The 23,332-nt window shown below is 64.3% G+C and carries 23 protein-coding genes and 1 tRNA gene; 13 read left to right on the top strand and 11 right to left on the bottom strand.

Features of this window, described 5'->3' with window-relative positions; all coding sequences use genetic code 11:
- Positions 1-99 precede the first annotated feature (99 nt).
- Positions 100-176 (top strand) — tRNA-Arg (locus A3AU_RS0111095).
- A 114-nt stretch (positions 177-290) separates the two neighbouring features.
- On the opposite strand, the gene A3AU_RS0111090 is transcribed toward A3AU_RS0111095, so the two are convergent.
- The gene (locus tag A3AU_RS0111090; RefSeq protein WP_027052877.1) at positions 291-674 is read right to left on the bottom strand and encodes a VOC family protein; all 384 of its coding nucleotides are present in this window, start codon (positions 672-674) and stop codon (positions 291-293) included.
- 186 nt (positions 675-860) lie between these two features.
- Here A3AU_RS0111090 and A3AU_RS1000000137255 point away from each other — a divergent pair, with 186 nt between their 5' ends.
- The 12 genes from A3AU_RS1000000137255 to A3AU_RS0111030 all read left to right on the top strand — a co-directional run bounded on the left by A3AU_RS1000000137255 (position 861) and on the right by A3AU_RS0111030 (position 12,087).
- Complete coding sequence (locus tag A3AU_RS1000000137255) at positions 861-1,511, top strand: TetR/AcrR family transcriptional regulator (protein ID WP_051355339.1); 651 nt, start codon at positions 861-863, stop codon at positions 1,509-1,511.
- A 12-nt stretch (positions 1,512-1,523) separates the two neighbouring features.
- On the top strand, positions 1,524-2,822 hold the full coding sequence (locus tag A3AU_RS0111080) for a nucleotide disphospho-sugar-binding domain-containing protein (protein WP_051355338.1): 1,299 nt from the start codon (positions 1,524-1,526) through the stop codon (positions 2,820-2,822).
- Positions 2,823-2,969: 147 nt separating this feature from the next.
- Positions 2,970-3,722: an SDR family NAD(P)-dependent oxidoreductase gene (locus tag A3AU_RS0111075; protein WP_027052875.1), complete on the top strand. Its 753-nt coding sequence runs from the start codon at positions 2,970-2,972 to the stop codon at positions 3,720-3,722.
- A gap of 95 nt (positions 3,723-3,817) precedes the next feature.
- Complete coding sequence (locus A3AU_RS0111070) at positions 3,818-4,024, top strand: hypothetical protein (RefSeq protein ID WP_027052874.1); 207 nt, start codon at positions 3,818-3,820, stop codon at positions 4,022-4,024.
- Positions 4,025-4,037: 13 nt separating this feature from the next.
- Complete coding sequence (locus A3AU_RS1000000139805; RefSeq protein ID WP_167335230.1) at positions 4,038-4,214, top strand: hypothetical protein; 177 nt, start codon at positions 4,038-4,040, stop codon at positions 4,212-4,214.
- A 142-nt stretch (positions 4,215-4,356) separates the two neighbouring features.
- The gene (locus A3AU_RS0111060; protein ID WP_245235458.1) at positions 4,357-5,298 is read left to right on the top strand and encodes a GntR family transcriptional regulator; all 942 of its coding nucleotides are present in this window, start codon (positions 4,357-4,359) and stop codon (positions 5,296-5,298) included.
- Positions 5,299-5,389: 91 nt separating this feature from the next.
- Positions 5,390-6,241 (top strand): transporter substrate-binding domain-containing protein, encoded by an 852-nt coding sequence (locus tag A3AU_RS0111055; RefSeq protein ID WP_027052872.1) that lies wholly within the window; start codon positions 5,390-5,392, stop codon positions 6,239-6,241.
- Between the two features lie 72 nt (positions 6,242-6,313).
- A complete protein-coding gene (locus A3AU_RS0111050; protein WP_027052871.1) occupies positions 6,314-7,027 on the top strand; it encodes an ABC transporter permease in 714 nt (237 codons plus the stop codon).
- Positions 7,024-7,716: an ABC transporter permease gene (locus tag A3AU_RS0111045; protein ID WP_027052870.1), complete on the top strand. Its 693-nt coding sequence runs from the start codon at positions 7,024-7,026 to the stop codon at positions 7,714-7,716. Before A3AU_RS0111050 ends, A3AU_RS0111045 begins: the two co-directional genes overlap by 4 nt.
- A gap of 127 nt (positions 7,717-7,843) precedes the next feature.
- Positions 7,844-9,430: a gamma-glutamyltransferase gene (gene ggt / locus A3AU_RS0111040; protein WP_027052869.1), complete on the top strand. Its 1,587-nt coding sequence runs from the start codon at positions 7,844-7,846 to the stop codon at positions 9,428-9,430.
- A gap of 138 nt (positions 9,431-9,568) precedes the next feature.
- Positions 9,569-11,095 (top strand): acyl--CoA ligase, encoded by a 1,527-nt coding sequence (locus A3AU_RS0111035; protein ID WP_032917183.1) that lies wholly within the window; start codon positions 9,569-9,571, stop codon positions 11,093-11,095.
- Positions 11,096-11,097: 2 nt separating this feature from the next.
- Complete coding sequence (locus A3AU_RS0111030; RefSeq protein WP_027052867.1) at positions 11,098-12,087, top strand: 2-dehydropantoate 2-reductase; 990 nt, start codon at positions 11,098-11,100, stop codon at positions 12,085-12,087.
- A 187-nt stretch (positions 12,088-12,274) separates the two neighbouring features.
- Here A3AU_RS0111030 and A3AU_RS0111025 read toward each other — a convergent pair whose 3' ends face one another.
- The 10 genes from A3AU_RS0111025 to A3AU_RS0110975 all read right to left on the bottom strand — a co-directional run bounded on the left by A3AU_RS0111025 (position 12,275) and on the right by A3AU_RS0110975 (position 23,298).
- A complete protein-coding gene (locus tag A3AU_RS0111025; protein WP_027052866.1) occupies positions 12,275-14,041 on the bottom strand; it encodes an ABC transporter ATP-binding protein in 1,767 nt (588 codons plus the stop codon).
- Positions 14,042-14,150: 109 nt separating this feature from the next.
- Positions 14,151-15,095, bottom strand: coding sequence for an acetamidase/formamidase family protein (locus tag A3AU_RS0111020; RefSeq protein ID WP_027052865.1), 945 nt, complete (start codon positions 15,093-15,095; stop codon positions 14,151-14,153).
- Positions 15,085-16,728 carry an ABC transporter substrate-binding protein gene (locus A3AU_RS0111015; RefSeq protein WP_027052864.1) on the bottom strand — a complete coding sequence of 548 codons (1,644 nt, stop codon included), beginning with the start codon at positions 16,726-16,728 and terminating at the stop codon, positions 15,085-15,087. Before A3AU_RS0111015 ends, A3AU_RS0111020 begins: the two co-directional genes overlap by 11 nt.
- 51 nt (positions 16,729-16,779) lie before the next feature.
- On the bottom strand, positions 16,780-17,700 hold the full coding sequence (locus tag A3AU_RS0111010; RefSeq protein ID WP_027052863.1) for an ABC transporter permease: 921 nt from the start codon (positions 17,698-17,700) through the stop codon (positions 16,780-16,782).
- A 13-nt stretch (positions 17,701-17,713) separates the two neighbouring features.
- Entirely contained in the window at positions 17,714-18,622 is a 909-nt protein-coding gene (locus tag A3AU_RS0111005) for an ABC transporter permease (RefSeq protein WP_027052862.1), read from the bottom strand.
- Positions 18,600-19,232, bottom strand: coding sequence for an ANTAR domain-containing response regulator (locus A3AU_RS0111000; protein WP_027052861.1), 633 nt, complete (start codon positions 19,230-19,232; stop codon positions 18,600-18,602). Before A3AU_RS0111000 ends, A3AU_RS0111005 begins: the two co-directional genes overlap by 23 nt.
- Positions 19,229-20,323: a transporter substrate-binding protein gene (locus A3AU_RS0110995; protein WP_027052860.1), complete on the bottom strand. Its 1,095-nt coding sequence runs from the start codon at positions 20,321-20,323 to the stop codon at positions 19,229-19,231. Before A3AU_RS0110995 ends, A3AU_RS0111000 begins: the two co-directional genes overlap by 4 nt.
- 201 nt (positions 20,324-20,524) lie before the next feature.
- Positions 20,525-20,920: a homoprotocatechuate degradation operon regulator HpaR gene (hpaR, locus tag A3AU_RS0110990; RefSeq protein WP_245235460.1), complete on the bottom strand. Its 396-nt coding sequence runs from the start codon at positions 20,918-20,920 to the stop codon at positions 20,525-20,527.
- Positions 20,921-21,341: 421 nt separating this feature from the next.
- The gene (locus A3AU_RS0110980) at positions 21,342-22,472 is read right to left on the bottom strand and encodes an aminomethyl transferase family protein (protein ID WP_032917180.1); all 1,131 of its coding nucleotides are present in this window, start codon (positions 22,470-22,472) and stop codon (positions 21,342-21,344) included.
- Between the two features lie 52 nt (positions 22,473-22,524).
- Positions 22,525-23,298 (bottom strand): ABC transporter substrate-binding protein, encoded by a 774-nt coding sequence (locus A3AU_RS0110975; protein WP_027052857.1) that lies wholly within the window; start codon positions 23,296-23,298, stop codon positions 22,525-22,527.
- Positions 23,299-23,332: the final 34 nt, after the last annotated feature.

Genomic DNA, 23,332 nt, shown 5'->3' with positions numbered 1-23,332 from the left:
TCGACTTGCTTTTCGCAAATTCAGTCGTTAGGGAACTGCCACACATCGCGGCCGGTCCTTGGATCGGATCGCGGGGCCGTTGAAAACATGGCCTGATGCGCGCCCGTAGCTCAGCTGGATAGAGCACCAGACTACGAATCTGGGGGTCAGGAGTTCGAATCTCTTCGGGCGCGCCATTCCATCCGATTGACTTCCCAGCGCTTTTTGACACATCGGGCGATGTTGGTACCGGCTAGACTTTTGGAATTCAGCCGGTTTTGGATAGTCGACGCTCCTCGGTTGCCCACCATTTAATAGTCGCCATTGACCTCGATCCAGTAGCCATCGGGATCCCTTAGATAAACGGATCGCTGCCCGTCCGCCCTCACATGCTCCTTGCCGATCTCGCCAGCAAGGTTGCAGAACGAAATGCCCTTGCTTTTCAAATGCTGCAAAGCCTGCGCGAAATCGGTGGTGGAGATGCAAAAATGCGTCGACATCGTCACGAAGGTCTTGCCGAAATCACCTTCGATCAGATGAAGCGACTGCCCCTCGCCAAGGCCGAACCAGCGGATGTTCGGCTTCCCCGCGCCACAGGCAATCTCGGGCAGTTGGAGCGCGTCCTGGTAGAACTTCGCGCTGGCTGCCAGATCGCGTACGCGCAGGGAAACATGATTGAGGCGCAGTGCAGCCACGACGGACCCCTTCAGCCACCGAAAGTCGGGATCGTGCGTTGGCCGAGTCCTTGCGTCAATAGGGCCGTCGAGCGTCGGTTCGCCAGGCAATCGTGCCGCTGTCGCTTTCGAGCCAATGCGGATCGACCGTAGACGAGCGACAGGACCTTCCCGACAAATTCCATGTCATGGACCATGACATGATTATTGCCTCAGGTCAAAATCAATGTCATCATTGTTGACATGAAATCGACCCGCGCTCCCACCCCTCGCCGCTATCGTCAAACCAGCCGTGCCGAGGCTGCCGAGGAAACGGCGCGGCAAATCCTGGCCGCGTTCAGCGAGAGCATGCGCGGGAAATGGTTCGACGAGGTGACGCTCGAAGACGTGGCGGGGCGGGCCGGCGTCAATGTACGGACGGTCATTCGCCGGTTCGGCGGCAAGGATGGACTGCTCGAAGCTTTTGTCGACGACTTCATTCCAACCGTCGCGGTCGATCGCGAGACACCGCCAGGGGATGTCGCGGCCGCCATCGACCGGCTCTTCCACATCTATGAGACCTGGGGCGACAGCGTCATCCGCAACCTCGCGGAGGAACCGCGCCACCCCGCCTTGAAGCGGCTGCTCGATCTCGGCCGTGGGCGCCATCGCGCGATCACGGCCGCGACCTATGCGCCCTGGCTCGAGCGCCTGCCGCCCCCGGATCGGATGAGGACGCTCGATGCACTCGTCGCCGCAACCGATGTCTATGTCTGGAAACTCGCGCGGCGCGACATGGGGCGCTCGCGCGGCGAAGCCACGCAGATCATGCTCACGCTTGTCAGGGCCGTCCTGACGCAAGCGTCGTCACTCGCATAAAAGGGAGCCTTCATGATGAGGCGCCAGCCATTGAACTTTCTGTTTGCGACCGCCCATCTCGGCGGCAACGTCTCGCCGATCGTGCCCGTCGTGCAGAGCCTGGTTGCCGCTGGCCATGCCGTGCGCTTCATGAGCGACGACGTGAACCGCGCCGATGCGCAAGCGGCGGGAGCGCGGTTCAGATCCTGGGTGCGCGCGCCCAACCGGGTCGATCGCGCCCGCGAAGGCGATCCGCCCGACTGGAGCGTCAGCGACAAGGAGGGCATCGGCATGGTGGCCCAATTCCTTGCGGGCACGGCGCTGGCCTATGCGGAGGACACGATCGACGAGTTGCGGCGCGAACCGGCCGATCTTGTTGTCGGCTTCGACATGCTGCTCGGCCCCATGCTCGGCGCGGAGGCGATCGGCCAGAAGCTGGCGCTGCTCGGCACGATGATCAGCTTCTTCCCGTTGCCGGGGATCGCGCCCCTCGGCTCGGGCCTCGGGATCGCGCGCAGCGCGCATGAGCAGGCCGTCCAGGACGCCTCGCGTGCGGAGATGCAGGCCCTCTTCGATTCCGCCCTGCCGGAACTGAACGCGGCGCGAGCCAGGCTCGGTCTCGCCCCCCTCGATCACCTCGCCGATCAATCCAGTGCCGCGTCGGTGCATTGGCTCGGCACGGCACGGGCATTCGACTTCGAGCAGGCGGTGCTGCGGCCCAATATGCGCTATGCCGGTCCACTCCTCGGCGATCCCGTCTGGGCCGAACCTTGGGCCTCGCCCTGGAGCAAGGACGATGACCGCCCGCTCGTACTCGCGGGCTTTTCAACGAGCTTCCAGGACCACGCCGCCGTCCTGCAGCGGGTGATCGATGCCTCGGCCTCATTGCCCGTCCGGCTTCTGGTCACGCTGGGCGGCTCGATCGAGCCCTCGGAATTGGCGCCGGCCCCGAATACCGTCGTGGTTCGCAGCGCGCCGCATCTCGAGATCTTGAAGGAGGCTTCGCTTGTAGTGACCCATGGCGGGCATGGCACCGTGATGGCAGCACTCCTGCATCGGCTGCCGATTCTCATCATCCCGCATGGCCGCGATCAGGCCGATAACGCCGTCCGTGTCACGGAGCGCGGGGCGGGCCTCACGCTCTCGCGCACGGCGCCGACGGAAACGATCCGCGCCGCGCTCGTTCGCCAGCTGAACGACCCCGCATTTCGACTCGCGGCGGGCGCTCTCGGCGACGCCGTCGATGCGGAATGGCGCGCCAGCACCCTGATTGCAGATCTCGAAGCCCTGGCGAGGCCTCTTGGCAAACTCGCCCGCCTGAGGTCCGGCTAAGGAAGCCAGGCGACCGGTACCTGCAAGCGGCTACGGTCATCACGCGGTACGGCGCCGGACCTCCCGATGGATTATAAGGCTTGTGCTGATGCCACCGATGCTGTCCGTTCGCGAGCGGCAGACGCAGCCTTTGGAGTAGATCCGACCATGCCCCTTCCCAAAAGCGCCCTGATCACCGGCGCCGGAGCCGCCGACGGCATAGGCGTCGCCATTGCCCGCCAGCTTGGCAGCGCCGGTCATATCGTGTTCCTCACCGGCGCCAGTGCGCGTGTGCTTGACCGCGCCGCCGAGCTCCGCGCCGAAGGCATCGAGGCCAAGGGCGTCGTCGCCGATCTCACCAAGGCCGGCGAAGTCGCGCGGCTGCGGGCAACCGTCGGCGCGGTCGATATACTGGTCAACAATGCCGGCATGGGTTCGCTGGCGTCGCCGTCGGTCGACAAGGCGTTTCTCGCCATGACCGAGGCCGAGTGGGATCGCGGCATCGACGTCAGCCTGAAGACGGCGTTCCTGGTCACCCATGCGTTCCTGCCCGCGATGGTCGAGGCCGGCTATGGGCGCATCGTCAACGTCGCGTCGGTCACCGGGCCGCTGGTGTCGTTCGAGGGCACATCGGCTTACTCCGCGGCCAAGGCCGGCATGGTCGGGCTGACACGCACACTGGCGCTCGAAGTCGCGAAAAACGGCATCACGGTCAATGCCGTGGCGCCAGGCTGGATCGAAACCGGCGCGTCGAGCGAGATGGAGCGGACAGCGGCACTGCATACGCCGCCAGCGCGGGCCGGGCGGCCCGATGAGGTGGCAGCAGCGGTCGTGTTCCTGGCCTCGGAAGGCGCCAGTTATGTCAATGGTGCTTTGCTGGTGGTCGACGGCGGCAACAGCCTTCAGGAGCACAAGGGCTGAATCTCCCTGCCGCGCTTCTACCGGAGATTGGGAACCAAAGCGCCCAGCCACGGTTTTCTCTTCGAAGGGACCGCAAACGGCAAGGGTGCGGAACGATGCACGACCATCTGGAAATGGAGCTGGCGCGAGCCAGGCAGCGCGTCAAGCGCGCGGAACTCTTTCTCACGCGAGCGAATGAAATGCTGGACGAAGAGCGCGGCGTCGGCATCAGCCTCGCGCTGTGCTGCCGGATCAGATCCCAGCAAAAGCAGCTGGCCGAAGCGCGCTCGCGCCTGCGTCAGATCGATGCAACGACGCATTGATTGGCCGGCGGCAATGATGATCTTCGAACCAACGAACAGTGGCGCTTATCGCGCGGCAAGGCTCGCTGTGCTGCGAAACCTGATGATAAGGCATATCGAGCGCACCGATGCGCAGGCAAAAAATGTCGAGCAGGCGCTGGCTGTGCTGGCTCAGGCAAACAAGGCCTCGACCCAAGACACGCATCAGTAGCCTCGCTTTCACTTTCTCGGCGATCAACGCTCTTTGGAGAGAGTGTACAGGCCGTGGCGTCCTCACGACGCCTTGGCGAGAAAGCTCGGATAATCCGATCTCGCCTGCAGCCGCCGCGCACATTTTCGCGGGAGCCGCGTACATGGGCGCGAGCCAGGGCGCCAGCGTGGCCGGCATCGCCGGCGCAGATGGGTTCGACGAACCCGGCATGCTCGTCGCGCGCCTTGTCCTTGTCGGCCGCCGCGGCGGCCGCCAGTTCGGCACCATCCGAAGACTCGCCCGGCCCCGAAACAGATCGTGCCGATGGTGCACCGCACCGGTGTCGGCTTCCGAACCGTCGTCACAGGGTATTGACGATGAAATAAAATGCGGATTTGATAATACGTGGATACAAAAATACTTTAGGTGCCCCATGCCAGCAGCCTTTCCGGCAGAGCCACAGATGTCCGCCACTGCGGAGGAAGAGGCTTACAGGCACATTCAGAGAGCCCTTCGCCTCGGCCGCTACAAACCCGGCGACAGGCTTATTCCGGAGGAGATTGCCGCCGAGATCGGCATGAGTCGCATGCCGGTGCGGGAAGCCTTTCGGCGCCTGGCCTCCGACGGGCTGGTGGTTCTGCGGCCCAATCGTGGATGCGTGGTCGCAGGCCTCACGGTCGATGAGCTTTACGAGATTTTCGAAATTCGCTCGGTTCTGGAGGGACTAGCCGTAAGGCTGGCGATGCCCCGGATCGATGAGGAGGAGTTCGAGGAACTCGAGCGCCTGCTCGAGCGCATGGAACGCGCGGGCCAGAGCGGCAGCAGCGACTGGGTGGTCCGCCACCAGGAATTCCATGGCCGTATCTGTGCGCTAAGCCGGAGGCCCAAGCTCATCCACCAGATATCTGCGCTGCATGTGGTGATAGAGCCCTACATGCGCATCTGGTTCGACGATTGTGACAAGCCGCATTCCGCGCGCGAGGAGCATGCCGTCGTGATCGCGGCCTTGCGTTCAGGCGACGAACTTCACGCGGAAAAGGTGATGCAGGATCACATTCTCAGCACAGCACCGATGCTGGCCGAGTTCGTGAGTCCGAGCCGGTGACGAACGCCGGCCGGACAAGAATGGCCTTGAACCGGCAAAGGCGGCCGGACGCAGGAACAGATCGATCAGCCTATCAAAAAAGGGGAACCATATGAAAATCTCTCGTTTGGCCGCAGTTGCGGCCGCACTCAGCATGTTCGGCTTCATGCACACCGCATTGGCCGAGGACGCGCCCAAGGCCATTACCATCGCCACGGAGGGCGCCTACGCGCCGTGGAACTTCACCAATGCAGACGGCAAGCTCGACGGACTGGAGATCGAACTCGCCAACAATCTTTGCGAGCGGATGAAGGTCAAATGCACCATCATCGCTCAGGATTGGGATGGACTTATTCCTTCGCTGAAGGTCGGCAAGTTCGATGTGATCATGGCCAGCATGTTCATCACGCCGAAACGCCTCGAGACCATCGACTTCACCCAGCCTTATGCGATCGACCCGGGCGGTTTCGCAGCCGCCAAGGATAGCGATCTGGGGAAGCTCGGCGCCTCGGCCGAGAAATTCAAACTGGACGATGAGGCAGCTACCAAGGCCGCGGTCGACAAGTTGAAGCCCCTGCTGAAGGGCAAGGTGGTCGGTGTCCAGGCGGCCACGGCGATGCTCGAATTCGTCAAGAAATACTTCGGCGACACGGTGGAGATTCGCGAATACAAGACGACCGAGCAGCACGATCTCGATCTGGCCGCGGGCCGCATCGACGCGATATTCGCTCAGAAGACAGCGCTCGCCGCGACGCTCGCAAAACCCGAATTCGCGGGCTTCACGGTAGCGGGGCCTGGCTTTGTCGGCGGCCTGTTCGGCGCCGGAACGGGTGCGGGCCTGAGGAAGGAAGACACCAAGCTCAAGCAGATGCTTAACGACGCGATCAGCGCCGCGATCGCCGACGGCACCATCAAGAGCATCTCGGAAAAATGGGTGAAAACGGACGTGACGCCGGTCAAGTAGCCATTTGGGGACTTGTTCGGCCGATCGGTGTCGACCGATCGGCCGGACGCCCCCCGATCAACCAGGTTTCACATGACCGATGCACTTCATATCCTGTCCCTGGGCAAGGGCGGCTGGGGCGGCGCACTGCTCTTGGCAGCAGGCGTGACGTTTGCGCTGTCCGTCCTCGGCTTCCTGCTCGGCGCTCTCTTCGGCGCAGTGGCTGCGAGTGGTCGGCTTTCCACGAGAGCTGTGCCGTCGTGGTTAGCCAAGGGCTATGGCACGGTGTTCAGGGGCGTGCCCGATCTGTTGACGATTTACCTGCTTTACTACGGCGGCAGCATAGCGTTGACCGAGATTGGAAAATTCTTCGGCAGCGCCGGCTTCGTCGGGCTGCCGACATTCGCGACTGGCGTCCTGGCGATCGGCATCATTTCGGGCGCCTATCAAGCCGAGGTCTATCGCGGAGCGTATCTTGCCGTCGATCTCGGCCAGTTCGAGGCCAGCAAGGCGCTCGGCCTGTCCCGGTTCCAATTGCTGCGTCTCGTCATCGTGCCTCAACTGACGCGGCACGCCCTGCCGGGCCTCGGAAATGTCTGGCAGCTTGTGCTCAAGGATTCGGCCTTGATCTCCGTGATCGGCTTGGTGGAATTGATGCGGCAATCTCAGATCGGCGCGGGATCGATGAGGGAGCCCTTCGTCTTTTATCTGGCCGCCGCGGCGCTGTATTTCCTCATCGCCGCGGTGACCGGATCGGTCTTCCGCTACGGCGAGGCACGGGCGTGGCGAGGCATGGTCCACGCATGATCGACTTCGCCTTCTTTGTAGAGATCGTTCCCACCCTTCTGTCCGGCTTGCCGTTGACCTTGCAACTTGCGGCGTTGTCGATCGCAATAGGCTTTGCCTTGGCCCTGTTGCTCGCACTGGCGCAGCAAGGAAACCATCGGATCCTGGTCTGGCCCATACGCTCCTTCGTTGCCGTCTTTCGCGGCACGCCATTGCTCGTCCAGATATTCCTCATCTATTATGGACTCGGCCAGTTCCGCCCTACACTTCAGGCAGTTGGGCTCTGGTGGCTGTTTCGCGAGCCCTATTGGTGCGCCATCATCGCGCTCAGCCTCAATACCGCGGCCTATGGCAGCGAAATCCTGCGGGGTGCGATACAGGGTGTGCCACGCGGCCTTCTCGAGGCGGCCTCGGCCTTAGGCATGACACGGCTCCACACCCTGCGCCTCGTCGTTCTGCCTTTGGCGCTGCGCCAAGCCATACCGAGCTACAGCAACGAGATCATCCTCATGGTAAAGGGTACGTCGCTCGCATCGATCGTCACCCTGATGGAAGTGACGGGCATCGCCCAGGGGCTTATTTCACAGACCTATCGCGCCGTAGAGGTTTTCGTGGCCGCGGGCGCGATCTATCTCACCATCAATTTCACAATCATCTCGGCACTGAATGCGCTGGAAACCTGGCTGACGCCTTATCGGGTCCGAGCCTGATACGCATCTGGCTTAACGAGGAGAATTGGCAATATGCACCGTGTCGAGAAGCCGAAGCGATCCGTTGCCGTGTCGTGTTACGCCATGGCAACGCCGCATCCATCAGACCAAGGGATATCCAGAGAGAATGCGTGATTTCCAGTTTCCCGGCCGCTCGCCGGTTCGTGCCACCGAAGCGGTCGCGGCGACGTCGCACCCACTGTCGACGCTCGCGGCGATCGAGATGCTGCGCGCCGGCGGCAATGCCATGGACGCGGCCATCTGCGCCGCCGCAGTGCAAGGCGTGGTCGAGCCACAGTCGACCGGCATCGGCGGCGACTGTTTTGTCCTCTATTGCCCGAAGGGACAGAGCGAGGTGCTGGCGTTCAACGGCTCAGGGCGCGCGCCCGCCGGGGCCACCGTCGACTGGTATCTGGACAAGGGTTTCAGCGAGCTTCCGAAGCAGGGAGCGCACGCAGTGACGGTGCCGGGCGCCGTCGACGCCTGGAGCCGGCTGCTGGAGGATCACGGCCGCAAGAGCCTGGCCGAGGTGCTGGCTCCGGCCATCCACTATGCCGAGAACGGCTATGTCGTGCATGACCGCGTCGCCTTCGACTGGGCCGAGCCGGAGACCGACCTGTCGGCCGACGAGTATGCCGCACGCATCTTCCTGCCGGGCGGCCAAGCGCCGAAGGCCGGAGACGTCCACCGCCAGCCGGAACTCGCCGCCACCTTGCGAGTGATCGCCAAACAGGGCCGCGCCGGATTCTACGAGGGCGCCATCGCCGACGACATGGTGCGCCGGCTCAACGAGCTGGGCGGGCTGCATTCACATGAGGATTTCGCCGCCACCAAAGGCGACTATGTGGCGCCGGTCAGCACCTCTTATGGCGGCTACGACATCCATCAGATGCCGCCGAACAATCAGGGACTGACCGCGCTGTTGATGCTGAACGTGCTGTCCGGCTTCAAGCTCGGCGGGCTCGACCCCAATGGCGCCGAGCGCCTGCATCTGGAGATCGAGGCCGGACGCCTCGCCTACCAGGACCGCGACCGCTATGTCGGCGACCAGGACCATGTCCCGGTGCCGGTAAAACAGCTCCTATCCGGCGCCTATGCCGACCGGCTGCGCGCCGAGATCGACCGGGAGCGGGCCATGACACATCTGCCGCGTCTGGAACTGCCCGGCAGCGACACCGTCTACATCTCGATCGTCGACCGCGACCGCAACGCGGTTTCCTTCATCAACTCGACCTATTATTCCTTTGGCAGCGGCGTCGTCGGGCCGAAATCCGGTGTCGTGCTGCAGAACCGTGGCTCGAGCTTCCGCCTCGACCCCAAACATCCCAACGCCATCGCGCCCGGCAAGCGACCGATGCACACGATCATGCCCGGCATGGCGACGAAGAACGGCCGCGTGGTGATGCCGTTCGGCGTCATGGGCGGCGGCTACCAGCCGTTCGGCCACGTGCACCTTCTGACCAACATGATCGATTTCGGCATGGACCCGCAGCAGGCGCTGGACGCGCCACGGGTGTTCTACAATGATGACACTGTCGAGGCCGAGCGCGGCATTCCCGCCGAGGCCATCGAAGGGCTGCGCAAGCGGGGCCACCGCATCGTCGAGCCGCAGCACCCGCTTGGCGGCGGGCAAGCGGTGCTGATCGACTGGGAGAAGGGCACACTGACCGGCGCCTCCGATCCGCGCAAGGACGGGATGGCGCTGGGCTATTGAGGTGATTGGCGCAGGAATGGCAGGCAAGCGGAAGCGTTGGCGCTGCCCTTCATCCATCTGCCCGCACCTCCCCCCCGTAAAGGGAAAAGAGATCTACCGGACTTTCTGGAAGCAGTCGTTTGAACATAGTCGGTGACCATGACCCAAACTGAAACCCACCTGGACCTTTCCCACCGCCTCGTCGCCGGGGCGGACAACGCACCAGCCATCCTGGCGCCGGACAGGCCAACGCTGACCCATGGCGGACTGCGCGCGCTCGTCGCGGCCACGGCTGAGCGGTTGCATGAACTCGGCATCGGCCGGGGCGACCGGGTGGCGATCGTGCTGCCGAACGGGCCGGAGATGGCGACAAGCTTCGTCGCGGTGGCGGCGGCCGCCTCGACGGCGCCGCTCAACCCCGCTTACCGGGCCGACGAACTGGATTTCTATCTCTCCGACATCGGCGCCAAGGCGATCCTGGTCTCCGCCGATGAGAACGGCCCGGCGGTGACGGTGGCCGAGCGGCTCGGCATTGCCGTGTTACGGCTGGTGGTGCCGGCAAGCGCCCCGGCCGGGAGTTTCACCATCGAGGGCGCGGCGGCCGGCCCGCGCGCGGCTTCCGATATGGCTGGGGATGGCGACATCGCGCTGCTGCTGCACACTTCGGGGACGACATCGCGGCCCAAACTGGTGCCGCTCAGCCATGCCAATATGGCGGCCTCCGCCCGCCATATCGGCGCGACGCTCGGCCTGACCGCCGATGACCGCTGCCTCAACATCATGCCGCTGTTCCACATTCACGGCCTGATCGCGGCGGTGCTGTCGTCGCTGGCTGCGGGCGGCAGCATCTACTGCACGCCGGGCTTCAACGCGCTGCGCTTCTTCCAGTGGCTGAGCGACGCCAGGCCGAGCTGGTACACGGCGGTGCCAACCATGCACCAGGCGATCCTTGCGCGGGCGGCGCGCAATGCCGAAGTGCTGGCGACGGCGCGCCTGCGCTTCATCCGCTCGTCCTCGGCATCACTGCCGGCGCAAGTGATGGGCGAGTTGGAGAAAACCTTCGGCTGCCCGGTGATCGAATCCTACGGGATGACCGAGGCCGCCCACCAGATGGCGTCGAACCGGCTGCCGCCTGGCCTGCGCAAGCCCGGCAGCGTCGGTGCTTCCGCAGGGCCCGAGGTCGCCGTCATGGCGCCGGACGGGCGGCTGATGAGCCCCGGCGAGACCGGCGAGATCGTCATTCGCGGCCCCAATGTGACGGCGGGCTACGAGAAGAACCCGGACGCCAACGCCACGGCCTTCGCGCATGGCTGGTTCCACACCGGCGACCAGGGCGTGCTCGACGAGGATGGCTATCTGCGCGTCACCGGCCGGCTGAAGGAGATCATCAACCGCGGCGGCGAAAAGATCTCGCCACTCGAGGTCGACGACGTGTTGATGGACCATCCGGCGGTGGCGCAGGTCGTCACCTTCGCCATGCCGCATGACAAGCTTGGCGAAGAGGTGGCGGCGGCGGTCGTGCTGCGTGAAGGGATGAGCGCCAGCGAAAGCGATATACGCGCCCATGCAGCCACGCGGCTCGCCGACTTCAAGGTGCCGCGCAAGGTGCTGATCCTCGACGAGATCCCCAAGGGCGCGACCGGCAAGCTGCAGCGCATCGGGCTCGCCGCCAAACTCGGGCTTTGACGATGAAGATCACCATCTTCGGCGCCGGTGCGATCGGCGGCTATCTCGCGGCCAAGCTTGCCGTGGCCGGTCGGACCGATCTTTCGATCGTCGCGCGTGGCGCCCATCTCGAGGCGATCAGGACCAGCGGACTTCGCCTGATCGAGGACGGCAAGGAAGCGGCCGCCCCCGTCCGCGCCGCCGCCAAGGCGGATGAACTCGGTGTGCAGGATATTGTCGTGCTGGCGCTGAAGGCCCATTCCCTCACCCCGGCGCTGGACCAGATCGCGCCGCTGCTCGGGGAGCACACATCCGTCGTCACCATGCAGAACGGCGTGCCGTGGTGGTATTTCCACAAGGTCGGCGGGCCGCTCGAGGGCACCAGGCTGAACACGGTCGATCCCGGCGGCGCGATCTGGCAGCGGATCGGGCCGGAGCGCGTCATCGGTTCGGTCGTCTACCCTGCGGTCGAGGTCGATGCGCCCGGCCTTATCCGCCATGTCGAAGGCAAGCGCTTCTCGCTCGGCGAACCCTCGGGTGAGAAGAGCGAACGGGTGACGCAACTGACCGAGGAAATGGTCAAGGCGGGGCTGCAGGCGCCGGTGCGCGACGACATCCGCAGCGAAATCTGGGTGAAGCTGTGGGGCAACCTCTCCTTCAACCCGATCTCGGCGCTGACCGGCTCGACGCTTGCGGCAATTGTCGCCGACGAGGGCACCCGTACGCTTGCCCGAACCATGATGCTGGAAGCCCAGGCGATCGGCGAAAGCCTCGGCGTGCGCTTTCCGGTCGGGGTCGACCGCCGCATCAAGGGCGCCGGCGATGTAGGCGAGCACAAGACTTCGATGCTGCAGGATCTGGAGCGCGGCCGGCCGATGGAAATCGACGCGCTGGTGAGCGCGGTGCAGGAGCTTGGCCGGCTGGTGGGGGAGCCGACGCCGGCCATCGATGCGGTGTCGGCGCTGGTGAAGCGGCTTGCGGTGGAGCGCGGCTGTTATGGGCTGGCGGGCTAAGGTGGAAGCGCCTGCTGCCCGCGCCAAATATCGGATCCAACCTGCCGACGCGTCCGCCCTTTTTGCCGACGAAGCGATCCGCGCCTAAAGCGCGTCGCGTCGAAACGGATTCATGCGGCGCGCTTTAGGTCTTTGTTTTTCTGCATGTCGTTCTCCCAGAACCGAGGTCACTTCTGGGCGACATGCATTAGCCTTCGGCAGCGACCAGATGCCCGTTGCCGACATCCTGCAATGACAGTTTCAGCGGCGCATCGCCGATCCTGCGGGTGGCGCTCGGGATTTCCTGGTCGAGGCGAGCGAAGCGGCTTCTGCGCTGTGCCGGGTCGGGCACCGGCACGGCTTCGATCAGCCGTTTGGTGTAGGGATGGCGCGGGTTGGAAAACACCTGGTCGCGCGTGCCCATCTCGACGATCTGGCCGAGATACATGACGGCGACGCGGTCGGAGATATTCTCGACCACCGCCATGTCATGCGAGATGAAGAGATAGGCGACGCCGAACTCGCGCTGCAATTCCTTCAGCAGGTCGAGGACGCGCGCCTGCACTGACACATCGAGCGCCGACACGCTTTCGTCGGCGATGATCAGTTTCGGCCGCAAGGCGAGAGCTCGCGCGATACAGACGCGCTGGCGCTGGCCGCCGGAGAATTCGTGGGGATAAAGCTCCATCTGATCGGCCGACAGGCCGACGCGCTCGAACAGCGTCGCCACCCGGCTCAGCCGCTCCTCCCGCGAGGCAATGCCATGGATGACCAGCGGCTCGGCGACGAGGTCGCCGACGCGCATGCGCGGATCGAGCGAGGCGAACGGATCCTGGAAGATCATCTGCACGTCGCGGCGAACCGCCTTGCGCTCGTCACGGCCAAGGCCGGAGAGATTGCGTCCGCCGACGACGATGTCGCCGCCGTAAGGCACCAACCCGGCCAACGCCTTGGCGGTGGTCGACTTGCCGCAGCCGGACTCGCCGACCAGCGCCAGCGTCTCGTTGGGCGCGATGGAAAAGCTGACGCCCTCGACAGCGTGAACACGCCGGTTCACCCGTCCTAAGACGCCGCCGCGCAGGTCGAAGCGGACATGCAGGTCCTTGACGTCGGCGACGTTTGCCGGCTTCGAAACCTCGGTCGGCTCCCTGGATTTCTGGCGGCCGACACCGCCGCCGATGCGCGGCACGGCAGCCAGCAATTCGCGCGTATAGTCGGCCCGCGGCCGGGCGAAGATGTCCGATGTCTTGCCTTCCTCGACCATGCGGCCCTGCCGCATGATGATGACGCGATCAGCCATTTCGGCGACTACGCCCATGTCGTGGGTAATGAGGATGACACTGGTGCCGTGCTGGCGCTGCAGGTCTCGCAACAGCTCCAGCACCTCGCCCTGCACGGTGACGTCGAGCGCCGTCGTCGGCTCATCGGCGATCAGCACGTCGGGCTCGAGCGCCAGCGCCATGGCGATCATCACCCGCTGGCGCATGCCGCCCGACAATTCGTGCGGAAACTGCTTTAGCCGGCTTTCAGCTTCCGAAATGCGCACCGCCTTCAGCGCCTCGATGGCGCGCTGGCGGGCCTCGGCCTGCGACAGGCTGGTGTGGGCTTCGATGGATTCGGTGAGCTGCCGGCCGATCGACAGCACCGGATTGAGCGAGGTCATCGGCTCCTGGAAGATCATGGCGATGCGGTCGCCGCGAATGCGGCGCATCTGGCGTTCGTCGAGGGTGGTTAGCTCGGTGTCGCCGAGCCGGATTTGGCCTGACGAAATACGCCCCGCCGGCTGCGGCAAGAGCTGCATGATTGCCAGCGCGGTCATCGATTTGCCGGAGCCGGATTCGCCGGCAATGCAGAGCGTTTCGCCACGCTTGAGCGTCAGCGACAGGCTGGAGACGACCTCGCGCGAGCCATCCTCGCCGCGCACGGAGACGCAGAGGTTGGCGATGTCGAGGATTGTTTCGGGGGTCGAGGTCATTGCAAGGGCAGGATTCCGAGATGTCTTGTGGGGCACGGATGCAACTGCCGATCTCCCCCCTTGAGGGGGAGATGCCCGGCAGGGCAGAGGGGGGTGCGGCGCAGACCTCTCATTCAAACACGCAGCGTGGGAAGTAGAACGACACCACCCAGTTCGGCATGTCGACGATCTCGCTGATCCTGAGATCGCCGCAAACCGAGGCCAACATGTAGGCTTCGACCGGATCGATCTTGTAGCGGCCGGAGATGAGGTCGACCATCTGGGCAACCGCTTCCTTCGCCCCGGTCATCAGGTCCGGGCCTATTCCTGTGGTCACCTCATAGCCCTTGGCGTCGAGATGCCGCGTCACCGGGCCTGGCGTGGTGAAGCGCGGCGTCTTCAGCCTGGCGTCCTTGACCAGGTCGAGTTTGAGCACGACGTCCATCGGGCTTTCGATCGCGGTGCCGCAGACCTCGCCGTCGCCTTGCGCGGCATGCGTGTCGCCAACCGAAAACAGCGCGCCCGCCACTTCCACCGGCAGATAGAGCGTGGTGCCGGCGGCGAGATCGCGGATGTCGAGATTGCCGCCGACGCGCCGCGGTGGCACCACCGAGTGGAGACCCTTCTCGGCCGGCGCATTGCCGATGGTGCCGGCAAACGGCTTCAGCGGCACGCGCGCTTGTCTACCGAACAGCGCCGGCTCGAGCGAAGCCGCGTCGTACTTCCAGATGTTCAGCGCCGGCTCCTTGAAGTCGTCCGCGAGCAGACCAAAGCCCGGAATGTTGGCCGTCCAGCCGAAGCCGGACGGTTTGAACATCTCGATCGTCACCTTGAGTGCGTCGCCCGGCTCGGCGCCCTCGACGAAGATCGGCCCGGTCACCGGGTTGATCTGCGCGAAGTCGAGCTTGGCGATGTCGGCGACCGTGCTGTCGGCCTGCAACTGGCCGCCGGAGGAATCGAGGCACTGGAACTCGATGGTTGAGCCGGGCGCCACACGCTCAGCCGGGGCAAAAGAATTGTCCCAGCCGAAGTGGTGATGGCGCCCGTGGATGGTGTAGTCGCAGTTATTGCACATCTTTTACGTACACATTGTCATAGTTGATCGGAACGTGAACCGGGTCGACATAGAGATTGTCGGCGCCGCCCATGCGCGCGGATTTCATGGTGAAGCGTTGCTCGTTGAAGACCGGCGCCCACGGTGCGTCCGCCATGATCTTGGCGTAGATGTCGCTCCACATCTTGTAGCGCTGCTCGGACTTCGCCGGGTCGACGATCGAGTCGGCCTCAGCCGCCTTGGCATCGAGGTCCTTGTTGCAGTACCACGACCAGTTCCAGCCGCCCGGCACCGCACCGGCGCAGCCGAGGATCGGGCCATAGAAGTTGGAGGGGTCCGGGAAATCAGCGATCCAGCCCATGCCGCCGGACCAGATCATCGGCGCGCCGGCCTTGTCGCCGCCGGCGGCAATGACATTGGCCTGGGCCAGCGCCTGGATGCTGGCCTTGATGCCGATCGCCGCCAGATCCTGCTGGATGGCCTGGGCGATGCGTGGGTTGGGGTCGGTGTTCATGGCAAACAGCTGCGTGTCGAAACCATCGGGATGCCCAGCCTCGGCAAGCAGCGCCTTGGCCTTGGCGACGTCATAGGGATAGCCCGCGAACGCCTTGTCGTAGGCCGGCATCGACGGCGGCAGCGGCTGGTTGGCCGGCACCGCACGGCCGTTGATGATCTGGATGATGCGCGCCTTGTTGATCGCCATGTTGACGGCCTGGCGCACCTTCACATTGTCGAAGGGCGGCATGGTGGTGTTCATGGTTATGTAGCCGGTATGCAACTGCCCGCCTTCGACGACGCGCGCCTTCTGCTCGGGGTCGGACATCACCTCCTGGAACTTGGCTGGAGGAATGCCGTCGAGGGGCAGATCGATCTCGCCCTTCTGCAGGCGCAGCAGCGCCACGATCGGCTCCTGGCCGACCTCGAAGGTGATCTTGTCCAAATGCGGCAGGCCCTTGTGCCAGTAATCCGGGTTGCGCACGAAGACGATGCGCTGGCCAAGCGTCCATTCGGCGAGCTTGAAGGCACCGGTGCCGACCGGATGCTTGCCGAAATCGGCGCCGTATTTTTCCACCTCCTCCTTCGGCACGACATGCGAGAAATTGATGGCCATGACATGCAGGAAGGTGGCGTCGGGCCGGCTTAGCTCGAACTTGACCGTGTAGGGGTCGACGACGGTGACGCCCGAGAGGCTTTGCGCCTTGCCGGCGGCGACGTCGTCATAGCCCTTGATCGAACCGAAGAAGCCGGCGCCGGGGCTCTGCGTCTTCGGGTTGGTGACGCGGTCGAGCGAGTACTTCACGTCGTCGGCGGTCATCTCGCGGCCATTGTGGAATTTGACGCCATGGCGCAGCTTGAAGGTGAAAGTCTTGCCGTCGGGCGAAATCTCGTAGCTTTCGGCAAGATCGGGCTTGAGCTTGGTCGTGCCCGGTTCGTAATCCATCAGCCCGTCGAACAGGCTCTTGATCATCGACCAGTTCTGCCAGTCATAGCCGATGGCAGGGTCGAGCGTCGTGACGTCGTCCTTATAGGTGGCGATGATCTCTCCGCCCTGCTTGGCGTTGGGATCGATGGTGTCCTCGGCGCGGGCGCTTGCCATGCCGAGCATCAGCGCCAGCGCCGATGCAGCGACGGTGGAGGCCAGAAATTTCTTCATTTCGTGTTCCCTTTCTCTGTTCGTTTTCTTGGTTTCATCCGAATTTGAGGCTCATCTCAGCTTGATACGGGGGTCGATGAAGGGCGCGATGATGTCGGCCAAGAGGTTGCCGAGCACGATGGCGAAGGCCGAGACCAGCGTGACGCCCATGATGATCGGAATGTCGACGCGCTGGATGGCCTGCCAGGCGAGCTGACCGATGCCGGGCCAGCCGAACACGCTTTCGACGACGACGATGCCGCCCATGAAGATGCCGATATCGATGCCGATCATGGCGATGACCGGCAGGATGGCGTTGGGCAGCGCATGGCGGAAAATGATGGCGCCGCGCGCCAGGCCTTTCGCCCGTGCCGTGCGGACATAATCCTGGCGCAGCACGTCGATCATCGACGAGCGCATCATGCGCGCGTACCAGCCGGCGCCGAGGATGCCCATGGTAAGCGACGGCAGCACCAGATGGCGCCAGGTGCCGTAGCCACCGATCGGAAACCAGCTGAGCCGCACCGCAAAGACGTAGAGCAGCAAGAGACCGACGACGAATTGCGGCGCCGAGACGCCGACGAAGGAAGCGACCATCAAGGTCTGGTCGGTGGCGGTGCCGCGCTTGACGGCGGCGATCAGCCCCATCGAGAGCCCGATCAGCAGTTCGCACAGGATGGCGCCGACCATCAGGAGCAGGCTGGCCGGCAGCCGCGAGACGATCAGCTCGGTGACTTCGGAGCGCTGGATATAGGAGCGGCCGAGATCGCCGCTGACGAGCTTGGTCAGGTAGCGCCAGTACTGGACGATGAAGGGCTGGTCGAGGCCGAGTTGCTGGCGGATGTTCTCGACTGTCTGCGGCGTGGCGCTGCGGCCGGCGATCTGGCGCACCGGGTCGGCCGGCAGCAGATAGAGCAGCGCGAAGGTGATCAGCGAGACGCCGAGCAGGATGAGAGCCGACTGGATCAGGCGGCGGCCGAGATAGGCGATCATGACCGGCCCCCCATTATTCCCGCCCTCGCTGCGTCGGATCGAGGATGTCGCGCAGCGCGTCGCCGATCAGGTTGAAGGCCAGCGCCAGCGCCAGGATCGCGGCGCCGGGGAAGAACACCAGCCAGGGTGCGGCCTGGAAATAGGTCTGGTTTTCGAAAATGATGTTGCCCCAGGATGCCGTCGGCGGCTGCACGCCGATGCCTAGGAAGGAGAGCGTCGCCTCCAGCAGCACCGTGGTCGAAATGCCGAGCGTGCCCCAAACGATGATGGTCGGCAGCAGATGCGGCAGGATGTGGCGAAACAGGATGCGTGGCGCGCCGGCACCAATGGTGCGTTCGGCGTCGATGAACTCGCGTTCGGCAAGCGAGGAGGTCTCTGTGTAGATGACGCGCGCGGTCTGCACCCAGTTGACCAGAGCGATGACCATGGCGACGATCCACAGGCTCGGCTCGAACACCGCTGCCAGGCAGATGGCCAGCAGCAGCGCCGGAAACGCCATCATCAGATCGGTGAAGCGCATCAGCGCGCTGCCGACCCAGCCGCGGAAATAGCCGGCGGTGACACCGACCAGCGTGCCGATCAGCAGCGCCACGCCATTGGCGACGATGCCGATGATCAGCGAGGTGCGGGCGCCATAGAGGATGCGGGTCAACAGGTCACGGCCGAGCAGGTCGGTGCCGAGCCAGAATTTGGCATCCGGCGGCAGCGGCGAACCCTCGATGGTCAGGCCGTCGAACATCTGCTCGTTGGGGTCATAGCCGGTCAGCCATGGCGCCAGCACGGCGCCGGCGACGACGATGGCAACGATGACCAGCCCGAGCAGCGCCAGACGGCGCTTGACCAGCCGGCGCCAGACGCCGGCGCGCGGCTTGGCCGGCATGCGTATTGTTGCCGGCAGATCAGGCGCGATGGGACTGGTCATCGCCGCTCTCTTCCCCAGTCTTGGCCTCACCAGGCTTGACCTCATCGGTCATCGCCACGATCCGGCGCGCGGCGTCCTCGACACTGATCTGCCAACTCATCGCCAGCGAGCGCAATTGCGCGTAGGCGCGCTCGTCATCTGAGCCTTTCGACAGCGCCGCCACCGCGCGCACGATGGTCTGGCGCTCGGCGACGCGCTGTCGCAGCGAAGAAATTTCGCCGGCTAAATGCTTTCGCGCTTCGAAACTCTGGCGAGCGATCAACAGCGCGCTGTAGACGCCGGCATTGCCGACTGGCTTCAAGAGTTGCGCGTCGGCCTTGTGCGACAGTGCCCATTCGATGCGGCCCGGCGCCTCGGAGCCGATCAGCGCCACCAGCGGCATCGGCGCTTCGCCCGGCTTCCATGGGAATTGCTCGTCGAAACCGAGATCGGTATCGAAGAAGACGAAATCGGCGGCCAGCGCCTCGGGCGGCAGTTCCGGCCAGCAGTCGAGCGCGATCAGGCCGATGGCCGACAATTGCCGGGTGATGGCCTGCACCGTCGGATGCGGGCGATGCAGGATGAAGGCCCTGGCGCCGCCGAGGTTGGGAATGCGCGGCGTGCGGGTCACGACACCACCCGCAGGCGCGGCCGGCCGAATGTCTTGGCCGGATCGTAGCGCGACAGATATGGGTCCGGCGCCACCTCATCCTCGCGGCTGACGACCTCGAAGAAGCCGTCGGCGATCCTGCCGATGATCACCGGCAGCGTCGCGTGCTGGGAACGGGCATCGATAGCGATCGGTCCGAGACGGGTGGAGAAGCGCTGCTCGGCGAAGACCCTGGAAAACTCCGCTGGGCCGGCATCAGGATCGCGAGACAGCACATCGGCCATCACTTGCACTGAGGCGTAAGCCGAGGCCTCGAAGGACGAGGCGAAAGCTGCCGGCCGCGGTGCGAAGTAGGGCCCGACCGACAAATGCCCCCGTCCCGTCTCGCCTATCGCCGGCAGCTCCCCCTCGGTGAGGTTGCAGGAGATGACGGGGCAGTTTTCCGGACGGAAAGCCGCATCCTCGTTGCCCAGATCGCGATAGGCGGCGAGGAAGGCGTAGGAGGATGTGCCGATCAAATTGTTGAGGATGAAGTTCGGCCGCGTCGCCCGGATCTCTCCGATCAGGCGCGACACATCGGTTTCGCCGATGCGCAGATAGCGCTCGCCCAGAACCTTGCCGCCGGCATCGGCGATGAGGTCTCGCGCGACCCGGTTCATCTCCCAGCCCCAGATGTAATTCGAGCCGAGCAGGAAGCCGTTGGCGCCGAAGCGCGGCACGACATGGGCCATCAGCGGCACCAGGTGCTGGTTAGGGCAGGCGTGCATGTAGACGACATGCTCGTTGGCCTCGAACCCCTCATAGGGGCAGGCATACCAGAGCATTCCGCCGGCCTTCTCCAGCACGGGGATCGTCTCCTTGCGGCTCCAGGAGGTGACGCAGCCGACGACATGGCGGGCGCTGCTGGTCTTGAAAATGTCCTCGCACAGCGTCGCGTAACGGTCGGCATTGCTTTGCGGATCGCGCTCGACCGGCACCAATTCGATGCCCGAGCCGCGATCGGCATTGATGTCGGCGATGGCGCGCATGGCGCCCATGCGGCACGCATCGGAGATCAGCTGATAGCTGCCCGAGCGGGAATACAGGATGCCGATCTCGATGCGCCGTTTCAAACAGGACCCCAGAAATGACAATGCCCCGCAGCCAGCGCCGAAAAGGGCGAGGCATACGAGGCATATTTGCCGCCCGGCGGTCAGAGCCGGTATTTCGCCTTAGCGTATTCGGTCCGGCCGGTCAGTCAAGCGGGAAAGTGCGTGGGCTTGCCTTAGCCCTGCCGCACGGTGTGTTAACGCCGCGCCGAGGATCGAGAAAAATCAGTTCTCGCCGCCGATCAGGCTCTCCAGGAGATCGAGCAGTTGCTCCAGCTTCTCGTGGCCGAAGCGCTGTTCGATATCGTCGTAGATGACGCGGCGCTCCGGCGACAGGGCGTCGATCAGGGCGGAACCGGCCGGGGCGATGGTCAGGACGACGCGACGGCCGTCGCCTTCCGCCTTGTTGCGGGTGATGAATTTTCGGCCCTCGAGCGCCTTGATGATGCGAGTCAGGCTGGGCGGCAGCACCGAGGCGCGCTCGGCAAGCTCGGTCGCCTCGACCGGGCCGGCCTCGCTCAGAACGCGCAGCACGCGCCATTGCTGTTCGGTGACGTCATGCGCGGCGAGCATCGGACGAAACCGCGCCATCACCGCTTCGCGGGCATGAAGCAGCGCCATCGGCAGGGAGCGGCGGGTGTTTTCTGGCAGCAAGAAGCAGTGTCCCCGACAGTGCGGCGTTCAGCGGATTTCCACCCCGATGAATCGCGCGCGAAACCCTATCCTCCCATCCCGTATCTTCGCGCCAAGAGCGATGCAAGACTTGGCTTGGGTGACACTGCATATAATTAGCGCGTTAATTAAAACAATACACCATACAGGGAACGGGGGCGGTGCCGCATTTCTCCATTGAGTATTCGACCAATCGCGACACCAGGGTCGACATCGACGGGTGGTGCGGACTGATGTTGGACACCGGGATCAGCGAGGTAATGAGTTGGGTCGTCATCCAGGACGAAGCTCCGTCGCGGGGGCCCGGGGATGACGAAGTGACGGGTATCGTCGCCAATCGCCCAGGCAGGCCGCCCGTCAACGAAAACGGTTAACCCCGCAGCCTCGCCCCTTCCGCATCGAAGAACGGCATCGGCGCCACCACCGCGCGGGTCGGCTTGCCGTCGATGACGATGCTGAGTTCAGTGCCGATCGCGGTGAAGGGCAGCCGCAGATGCGCGGTGGCCAGCACCTTGCCGAGGGAATAGCCGTGGTCGCTGTAGGTGACGATGCCGGCATCCTCGCCGTCGGCCAGCACACGGGCATCCGTCGCGGCCGGTCTGTCGCCATCGAGGATCAAGCCGGTCCAACGCTCATCGAGACCCTTGTCGCGGATCTTGAGCAGCGCTTCACGGCCGACGAAATCGCCCTTGTCGAACTTGATCCAGCGGTCGAGGCCGACATGGAACGGCGTGCGGGTCTCGTCCATGTCGATGCCATGCGCCGGATAGGCCTTTTCCAGGCCGAGCGTGAACATGGCCAGCACGCCATAGGGTTTCAGGCCGAAGTCTTTGCCGGCCCGCATCAACGCGTCCCAGACCGAGGCCGCCTCGTCGGCCGGCACGAACAGTTCGAAGCCGAGTTCGCCGGTCACGCCGGTGCGCGAGATCAGGACGCGGGTGCCGTTGACATGGCCCGATGTGAACGCCCAGCGTTTCAGACCATCGAGATCGGCATCCGAGACCAGCGCCTTCAACAGGTCGCGCGAGCGCGGGCCTTGGATGGTCGGGAAAGCGATCGCCGCGGTGATGTCGGTGACATAGGCCCTGCGCCCCTGCGCGTGATGCTGCAGCCAGGGCAGCATCTTCAGCCGGTTGACCGAGCCGGTGACCAGCATGAAATGCTCCGGCGCCAGCCGGAACACCGTGAGGTCGTCCATGATGCCGCCGTCCTCGCGGCAGATGGTGGAATAGCGGACCTGACCCGGTTTCATCGCGGCTGCATCGTTGACGATGACATGATTGACCAACGCCTCGGCGTCCGGCCCCTTGATGTCCATCTTGCCCATGGTGCTGAGATCCTGCACGCCGACATGTGCGCGCGTGTTCAGGTGCTCGTCGGCGATGCCGGAATAGTATTTGGCCGAGATGAAATCGCCGCCGACCCGACCCATGGTGGCGCCAAGCCCGACGATGCTGCTGTAGAAGGGGGAACGCCGCTCAGCCAAGAAAGTCTCCATCATTCATGAAAACGGCAGCGCCAGGCGGCGCTGCCGAAGGCATTTGTTGTCGTTCTCAGTTGCCGTAGACGTCGAACGAAAAATACTTGTCGTTGATTTCCTTGTATTTTCCGTTGGCGCGCAACGCGTCGATGGCGGCGTTGAACTTGTCGGCCAGGTCCTTGTTGCCCTTCTGCAGCGCGATGCCGACGCCGGGGCCATGGATGGCCGGATCGGCGGTCAGCGTGCCGAGCAGCTTGCAGCAGGCGCCGTCAGGCTTCTTCAGCCATTCGGTCAGGATGATCGAGCCGTCCATCATCGCGTCGAGACGGCCATTGGCCATGTCGGTGCGGGCGTCGTCGCCGGTCGGATAGGCCTTGACGGTCGAGCCGGCATATTTCTGCTCGGCGAACTTCTGGTGGATGGTGGCGGTCTGCACGCCGAGCGCCTTGCCTTTCAGATCGTCCGGCGAGGTGCCTGATATGGTCGAATCCTTCGGCACCGCGATGGCCGGCGGCGTCTGGTAGTATTTGTGCGTGAACTCGACCTTCTCGGCCCGTTCCGGCGTGATGGTGATGTTGATGATGGCATCGAACTTGCCGGCCTGAAGTGCTGGAATGGAACCGTCGAAGTCCTGCACGATGAACTCGCAATCGGCCTTCATTTCGGCGCACAGCGCTTTGCCGAGATCGATGTCGAAACCGCCCAGCGTGCCGTCGGCACTGGCGTAGTTGAAGGGCGGATAGGCGCCCTCGGTGCCGATCCTGAGCTTGTCCTGAGCGCTGGCGGCGCCGGTGGCGAGGGTAAGAGCGACGGAACCGGCAAGCACGAAACGACCGAAAAGACGCATGTTCCAGATCCCCGTTGAGCACCAGAAGTCTACG

This window comes from Mesorhizobium erdmanii USDA 3471 (genome assembly GCF_000472705.1).
Taxonomy (GTDB): Bacteria; Pseudomonadota; Alphaproteobacteria; order Rhizobiales; family Rhizobiaceae; genus Mesorhizobium; species Mesorhizobium erdmanii.
This window is presented reverse-complemented; position numbering and strand designations above follow the sequence as displayed.